The sequence below is a fragment of the Streptomyces sp. NBRC 110611 genome, assembly GCF_001590865.1.
Lineage (GTDB): Bacteria > Actinomycetota > Actinomycetes > Streptomycetales > Streptomycetaceae > Streptomyces.
In genome coordinates this window covers 89,578-96,217 of sequence record NZ_BBUY01000022.1, presented here as the reverse complement: position 1 = coordinate 96,217, position 6,640 = coordinate 89,578, and the positions used below count along the sequence as shown (strand labels likewise).

The window sequence follows — 6,640 nt, the reverse complement described above, 5'->3', positions numbered from 1 at the left end:
GGGGGTAGACGATGGCCGTGGCGCCTTCGATCTCCATGACATCCACCAGCGCTCCCACCGGGATCACAAGGCTCTCGTCGAGGGCGCGGGCGGACCACTCCTCGCCGGAGAGCTTGATCAGGCCGTGGGTCGCGGTGACCTCCTGCATGACCTCGGCCCGCTTGCCGATCAGCGCATCAACGCCCTCGCGTGTGAGGGGCTGCTGCGCCATATACCGCAGCGCGATAGGACGGACGATGACGAGACCCGCTGCCGCTGCTGCTCCGAAGGCCACGAGCTGGCCGAGGATGCCGATGCCCACACCAGCGACTACGGCGGCAACCAACGCAGCACCCGCCAGCAACCCGAAAACCAGGGTCAGGGTGAAGAACTCCGCGGTACCTAGCACCGCGGCGGCGAGTAGCCATACGAGCCATGGCATCGAATCGCCCTCCTTTAAGGGCCTCTCCACCAAGCTACCTCCCGGAACGCGGGCAGAACAGAAACGACACCTGTAGTTCTTGATCGTTAAAGGGTTTTCCCTGATCAGCGGGGGTGCCTGTGGGCAGATGAACGGCCATCGTGATCATGAATGCTTGTTAATGCGATCAAGGGCCAGGTGGCCGCGACAGCGGAGCAGGTATGGAGGGAGGCGGTGATGGGCGAGGTTGCGGCCGCTTCCCGCGCCGTGAGCCCCGGCTGCTGACTCCTTGAGTCGGGGCCCGGCTGCAGCGTTGTCCGGCCCACCGGAGGGTGGGCCTGTCTGGCTCGTTGGTGCTTGTTCTGAGAGAGCGGGGGCTGCCCGGCGGGTTGCCTGCGAAGGCAGCCGGAAGCGTCGGGTGAGCTTGGCGGATTGGCACCACAGCAGGAAGGGCCGGACGGTGTTCCGGTCGCGCTCGTTTCGCTCGACATGCCAGAGGTCGATGTCGGCCTGGCCTCAGGCGGCCAGAGTCCGGTTGTGGCCGTCGGGCCAATTCAGGAAGGTCGTCGCGTGCTTGACCTGGTCTGCGGCGTACTTCCGGCTGCCGGGGGGCGAGGGGGCGTCGATCGGGGCGGAGCTCGGAGTTTCGGTAGGACAATCCCAGGTGGCGAACCGGCGGACGGTCTGTGTGTTCGGGGTTGGCGATGGCGGCGAGATGGTCGACGATCCAGCTCTCGAAGAGGCAGAGTTGCTTGTCGATAGCGGGGGGGGGACGCCGCAGCCATGAGGAGTTCGCGCAGGTGGGCCCGCACCCGGATCGAGAAGGTGCTTGTCGTGGCGCTCGGCCGGTGGGAGAAGGCGTTCTGCGGCCTGACATCGACCGTCTGGGCGAAGCGGGCATGGTCCGGCTCCTCGGTCTGGTGGCCGAGGACAACGAGGACGGCACCGCCCTGCTGGCTGTGCTCAAGCGCGACCTGGGCGCGGTGGGCATGGACTCGCGGCCGTGCTGTGCGCACGGTTTGCGCCTGCGACTACCTGGCCAGCTTCGGCCTGCGCTGGGAGATTCACGGTGGCTCCAGGTCGTGGAGAACTGGAACAGCGCGAACACCGTGCTGCACTATGCAAGGCCGACGCGCTGACCGGCCCGGACAAGAGGTGTGCCGAGACCTCGATGCTCGCCCTACACCTGCTCCAGTCCGCACCCGTGCACGCCAGCACCCTGTTGGTGCTACAGGTCCTGGCCGAACCAGCGTGGGCGAAGAGCTGAGCGACGAGGGCCGGCGCGGCCTGATCGTGCTGTTCTCGTCCAGCGTCATCCCGTACGGCATCTTCCGCCTGGACATGGACGGGCGCCTCGGCCTGGGCACGGCCGCTGCCGTGCCTCGCTCCCGGCCCCTGGTGGACGCCGCCTGATCGGCCGCGGAGAACCGGTGAAGGGCTTCCCAGACCTCACCACTCCCGGATGAACGAGGGTGCTGCGGATCACGGACTTCGCGTCGCGTACACATTGAGACGAGACGATTCGTCTTGCTATGGTGGGGGCATGGCTTTCCTCTTCTTCGTGTGAGTCCGGGCACGGCCGATACCGCCGTTTCCGCTGCCCGTAGACCCTTCGCATACCCAGGGAAAGTCCTATGCGCGACCGCGCCCACACCTCCGTGCCCACCGTCGCCCCCGCTGCCGTGGCGCAGCTGTCCGTCAAGGACGTCACCAAGTCCTATGGCACCCGGACCGTCCTCGACCAGGTCTGCTTCACCGTCCGTCCGGGCGAGAAGGCCGCCGTCATCGGCGAGAACGGCTCCGGCAAGTCCACCCTGCTGCGGCTGCTCGCCGCAGCCGAGATGCCGGACGCCGGGGAGATCACCGTCAGCTTCCCCGGCGGCACCGGCCATCTCGCCCAGACCCTCGACCTCGATGCGGACTGCACCGTGCAGGACGCCGTCGACCTCGCCCTCGCCGAACTGCGCGATATGGAGCGCCAGTTGCGGGTGGCGGAGGAGTCCCTCCGCGAGGCGGCGGAAGAGGATCTCGCCGCATACGGCGAACTGCTGATCGCGTACGAGGAACGCGGCGGTTACGAGGCGGATGCCCGCGTGGATGCCGCCCTGCACGGACTCGGGCTCGCCGGGATCGCACGCGACCGCGTGCTGGGATCGCTGTCCGGCGGCGAGCAGTCGAGGCTCGCGCTCGCCTGCGTGCTGGCCGCCGCTCCCGAGCTGCTGCTCCTCGACGAGCCGACGAACCACCTCGATGCGGCGGCCGTGCGCTGGCTGGAGGAGCGCCTGCGCGCACACCGCGGCACCGTCGTCGCGGTCACCCACGACCGCGGCTTCCTGGAGCGCGTCGCCACCACCATTCTCGAAGTCGACCGGGATGAGCGCACGGTGCGCCGGTACGGCGACGGCTGGGCCGGCTACCGCGCCGCGAAGGCCGCCGCTCGGCGCGGCGCGGAGCAGCGGTACGCGGACTGGGTCGAGGAGGTGGCCCGCATGGAGGAGCTGCTCGAGGCCGCGGGTAGGCGGCTGGCCACCACCGGCCGCGACCCGAAGCAGGGTTTCGGCAAGCACCGCCGGTCCAGCGAGGCGAAGCTCGGCGGGCAGGTGCGCTCCGTCCGGGAGCGCCTGGCGCAGCTGCGGCGCAACCCGGTGGCGGAGCCGCCGGCGCCGCTCCGCTTCACGACGGCGCTGTCGGCGGCAGACGGCCCCGCCCAGGGCCCCCTCGCCGAGTTCGACGGTGTACGGGTCGGCGAGCGGCTGTGTCTGGACGGGCTCCTGGCGATCGCGCCCGGACAGCGGCTGCTGGTCACGGGCGAGAACGGGGCAGGCAAGTCGACGCTCCTGCGCGTCCTGGCGGGCGACATGGAGCCGGACGCGGGCACGGCACGTCGCCCGGCCCGGATCGGCTACCTCGCGCAGGAACTGCCCGCGCACTCCACGCGGCTCCCGCTGCTCGCCGCGTTCGCTGCCGGGTGGCCCGGGCTGCCGGACGAGTACGCCGAACAGCTCCTGGCACTGGGCCTGTTCCGTGAGGAGGAGCTGCACGTCCCGGTCGCCGCCCTGTCCGCGGGACAGCAGCGGCGGCTGCAGATCGCCCGCCTGGTGACGTGGCCCGCGGACCTCCTCGTCCTCGACGAGCCGACCAACCACATCGCGCTCGACCTGGTCGAGGACCTTCAGGCCGCGCTCGTGGCGTACCCGGGGGCGGTGGTCATGGTGTCGCACGATCGCGGCTTCCACGAGGGCTTCGAGGGGGAGCAGCTGGAGCTGCGTGCCGGCCGCAGGCGCTGACTCCGTGGGGTTCGCCTCCGCCGTGAGCGGCCCACGCGCCCCCGCTCCGACCTGCCCAACAGCCAGAAATCCCACTGAAACGATGGAGCCATGATCACCTTCCTGACACCACAACAGCTCGCCGGCCGCACCTCCGCCGCCGTCGAGGCTGCCGTCGCGGCAGGGCGCGAGCTCGGCCTGACCGTCACCGACCCCATGGTGCTGCACGACGTCTTCTCCGTCGTTGTCCACCTGGCGCCCTCGCCGGTCGTGGTCCGGATTCCCACCGTCCTGCCGTACCCGGACGACCTGGTCGCCCTCGCGCGCCGCCAGCGGGATGAGCTGGACGTGACACGGTGGCTCGCCGACCAGGGAATCCCCGTGATCGCGCCCAGCCCGCTCGTGCCGCGGGAACCCGTGCAGCGCGACGGTTTCTCGATGACGTTCTGGCCGTTCGTCGAGGAGGACCGGGACAAGGAACCCGACTACGTGGCGAACGCCGAGAGCGTCGCCGACCTGCATGCGGCACTGCGCGCCTACCCGGGCCGCCTGGAGTTTCTGTCCGCGGGCGATCCGCAGTTCATCACGGAGAGCCTTGCCCGGCTCGACCAGCACCCCACCCTGATCGGTGCGGCCGAGCTGGACCGCGCCCGCCGCGAGTGGCAGATCCTTGAACCCCTCGTGCGCTCACGCACGGCCTTCGAGGCCCGGTTCCCGGGCGTCGGCCTCCAGCCCATCCATGGCGACTCCCCGCCTGCGAACATCTTCTCCGGGGTGGACGGTGACCTCTACGCCGACTTCGAACTGGTCACGCTGGGGCCCGTCGAGTGGGACCTTGCCGCTCTCGGACCCGAGCACGTAGCCGCCTACAACCGCGGCGCGCGGCGCAACGGCACGAGGCCGCTCGACGAGGAGGTCCTGGGCTTCGTCAATGCCCTGGGCATGCTGCGGGTCGTCGCCACCCTCACGCTGGCCCCGCAGCTGCCCGAGCTGATGGAGTACCTCAAGCCCGCCGTCGACCAGTGGCAGACGATGCCCTTCGCGGGCGGTGTGAACGGCTGACACAGACCTACTAGTAGCTGAGCGAGCGTGATACTCAGCCCGTCGTTGGGTGGCGAGGCTGTCGGGAGACGCGGCCGGGGCCGGAGCACGGGCGGACGGCGGGACAGCCAGCGCTTCGGGCAGGTCCCCCGTGGTGCCGACGCCGTCGGCCAGGGCTGCACAGGTGGCCGCCACCGCGCCGCACGAGTCGTGGCCCAGCAACACGACCAGCGGGCAGTCCAGCACGCTCACGCCGTACTCGATGCTGCCCAGCACCTCCGAACCCGCCACGTGGCCCGCGGCGCGGACCACGAACAGGTCACCCAGGCCCCGGACAAAAATGATCTCAGCGGCCAGGCGTGAGTCGGAGCAGCCGAACAGTGCGGCGAACGGGCGCTGAGCGGGTGCGGTCTCGGCGCGGCGCGCGGCGTCCTGGTTCGGGTGCTCCGACACGCCCGCAACGAAGTGCTCGTTGCCGACCACCAGCAGCTCGAAGGCTTCGGCCTGAGTCAGGGGCAGGGCCTCTGTCATGACCGCAGATTACGGCCAGACGCGGCTCATCGCTGCGTGGAAATCTGCCGAAGGCGGGTGGGTGCGGCGGCTGGGGACTGAGCGTCTTGAAGTCGCCGGTCATTCCCAGCCGTCGGGCGACGGCGGCTTCCGGCAGGAGCCTGAGCGCCCGGCGAAGCCGGTCACTACCGGGCACCTGCATATCGTCCGGCGCCCTGCCGCAGACACCCTGTTCCGCGTGCACCTCCATACAGTGCACAGCTGACGGCTTCGCGGTCGCGAGGCCCGCCGGACAGGTGTCCGACGCACGCTGCTGCGCCGCCCTGTGTCGTCGCCGACGGGCAGGGGCACGGTGCTCCGCTGGCAATGGCACGTACCCAGGGGCGGATCGTCATGGCGCAAGGACCGGTCAGGCAGGTCAGCGCCCTGAGAGAGGGGCTGGACCGGTGGGCCATCAGGGGCTCGAACCCTGAACCAAAGGTTCCAGCATTCTCCGTTACGGCCACGTCCAACTGTCCCGCGACTTCAAGAATAGTCATATTCGGTCATCTGCGGGCAGGTGTCCTGGGTGGTGTCCCTCGACGGTGCGCTGGTCGTGTCGGCCGGAGGTGTGGCTGTCGGGCCTGGGGTGGCTTCGCGGAGGGTGCTGGATCCGGATGCTCCGAGTGCCGTCTCGGCTCGTGAACTTCTACGGTGCTGTAGATTTCAGGACTTCTCGGCAGAGCGGGGCCAGACGGGGTTGCCGAGCCGTGGCGTTGCCCGGTCCGCTGCCAGATCGTCGGAGAGCAGAGGAAGTTGAGACATGTCCGTGAACCTGAGCAAGGGGCAGCAGGTCAGCCTGACCAAGTCCGACGGCGGCGCGCTGAGCGTGGTACGGATGGGGCTGGGCTGGCAGGCCGCGCCGCGTAAGGGATTCCTCGCCAGGCTCACCGCTCAGGAGATCGACCTGGATGCCTCGGCGGTGCTGTTCGCCGGGAAGCAGCCGGTTGATGTGGTCTTCTTCCAGCATCTGATCAGCGATGACGGCTCGGTCCGGCACACGGGCGACAACGTCGTCGGCGGAAGTGGCCATGGCGGCGATGACGAGGCAGTGCTCGTGGATCTGCAGCGTGTGCCTGCGCACATCGATCAGATTGTCTTCACGGTCAACTCGTTCACCGGTCAGACCTTCCAGGAAGTGCAGAATGCGTTCTGCCGGCTGGTGGATGAGACGAACGGTCAGGAGCTGGCCCGCTATACCCTCACCGGCGGCGGCCTGCACACCGCGCAGATCATGGCCAAGGTTTACCGCTCGGGGGCCGGTTGGCAGATGGCCGCACTCGGCGCCCCTGCCCATGGCCGCACGTTCCAGGATCTCATCCCCGCCATCGCCACCCACCTGTGAGCGCAGGCGCGCCCGGCGGTGACCGTAACGCCCGGCGCA

The 6,640-nt window shown here is 69.5% G+C and carries 6 protein-coding genes and 1 pseudogene; 5 read left to right on the top strand and 2 right to left on the bottom strand.

From position 1 onward, the window contains the following. Positions 1-421 (bottom strand): NfeD family protein (locus tag AZE13_RS29655; protein ID WP_066938724.1); only part of this gene is annotated, 421 nt, incomplete at its 3' end. Positions 422-1,248: 827 nt separating this feature from the next. Here AZE13_RS29655 and AZE13_RS37235 point away from each other — a divergent pair. The 4 genes from AZE13_RS37235 (at position 1,249) to AZE13_RS29630 (ending at position 4,728) form a co-directional block, all read left to right on the top strand. After that, positions 1,249-1,539, top strand: coding sequence for a hypothetical protein (locus tag AZE13_RS37235; RefSeq protein WP_066938718.1), 291 nt, complete (start codon positions 1,249-1,251; stop codon positions 1,537-1,539). Positions 1,540-1,651: 112 nt separating this feature from the next. Further along, positions 1,652-1,813, top strand: a complete 162-nt coding sequence (locus tag AZE13_RS37230) for a hypothetical protein (protein ID WP_181690489.1) — start codon at positions 1,652-1,654, stop codon at positions 1,811-1,813. A gap of 221 nt (positions 1,814-2,034) precedes the next feature. After that, positions 2,035-3,687: a ribosomal protection-like ABC-F family protein gene (abc-f, locus tag AZE13_RS29635; RefSeq protein ID WP_066938715.1), complete on the top strand. Its 1,653-nt coding sequence runs from the start codon at positions 2,035-2,037 to the stop codon at positions 3,685-3,687. A 90-nt stretch (positions 3,688-3,777) separates the two neighbouring features. Beyond that, positions 3,778-4,728 carry a phosphotransferase family protein gene (locus AZE13_RS29630; RefSeq protein WP_066938712.1) on the top strand — a complete coding sequence of 317 codons (951 nt, stop codon included), beginning with the start codon at positions 3,778-3,780 and terminating at the stop codon, positions 4,726-4,728. A gap of 140 nt (positions 4,729-4,868) precedes the next feature. Here AZE13_RS29630 and AZE13_RS34690 read toward each other — a convergent pair. Beyond that, positions 4,869-5,238: pseudogene (locus AZE13_RS34690) on the bottom strand (carbonic anhydrase); the annotation flags it as partial. A 781-nt stretch (positions 5,239-6,019) separates the two neighbouring features. Between AZE13_RS34690 and AZE13_RS29625 the strand changes: the two are divergent. Beyond that, the gene (locus AZE13_RS29625) at positions 6,020-6,601 is read left to right on the top strand and encodes a TerD family protein (RefSeq protein WP_066938710.1); all 582 of its coding nucleotides are present in this window, start codon (positions 6,020-6,022) and stop codon (positions 6,599-6,601) included. Positions 6,602-6,640 lie beyond the last annotated feature (39 nt).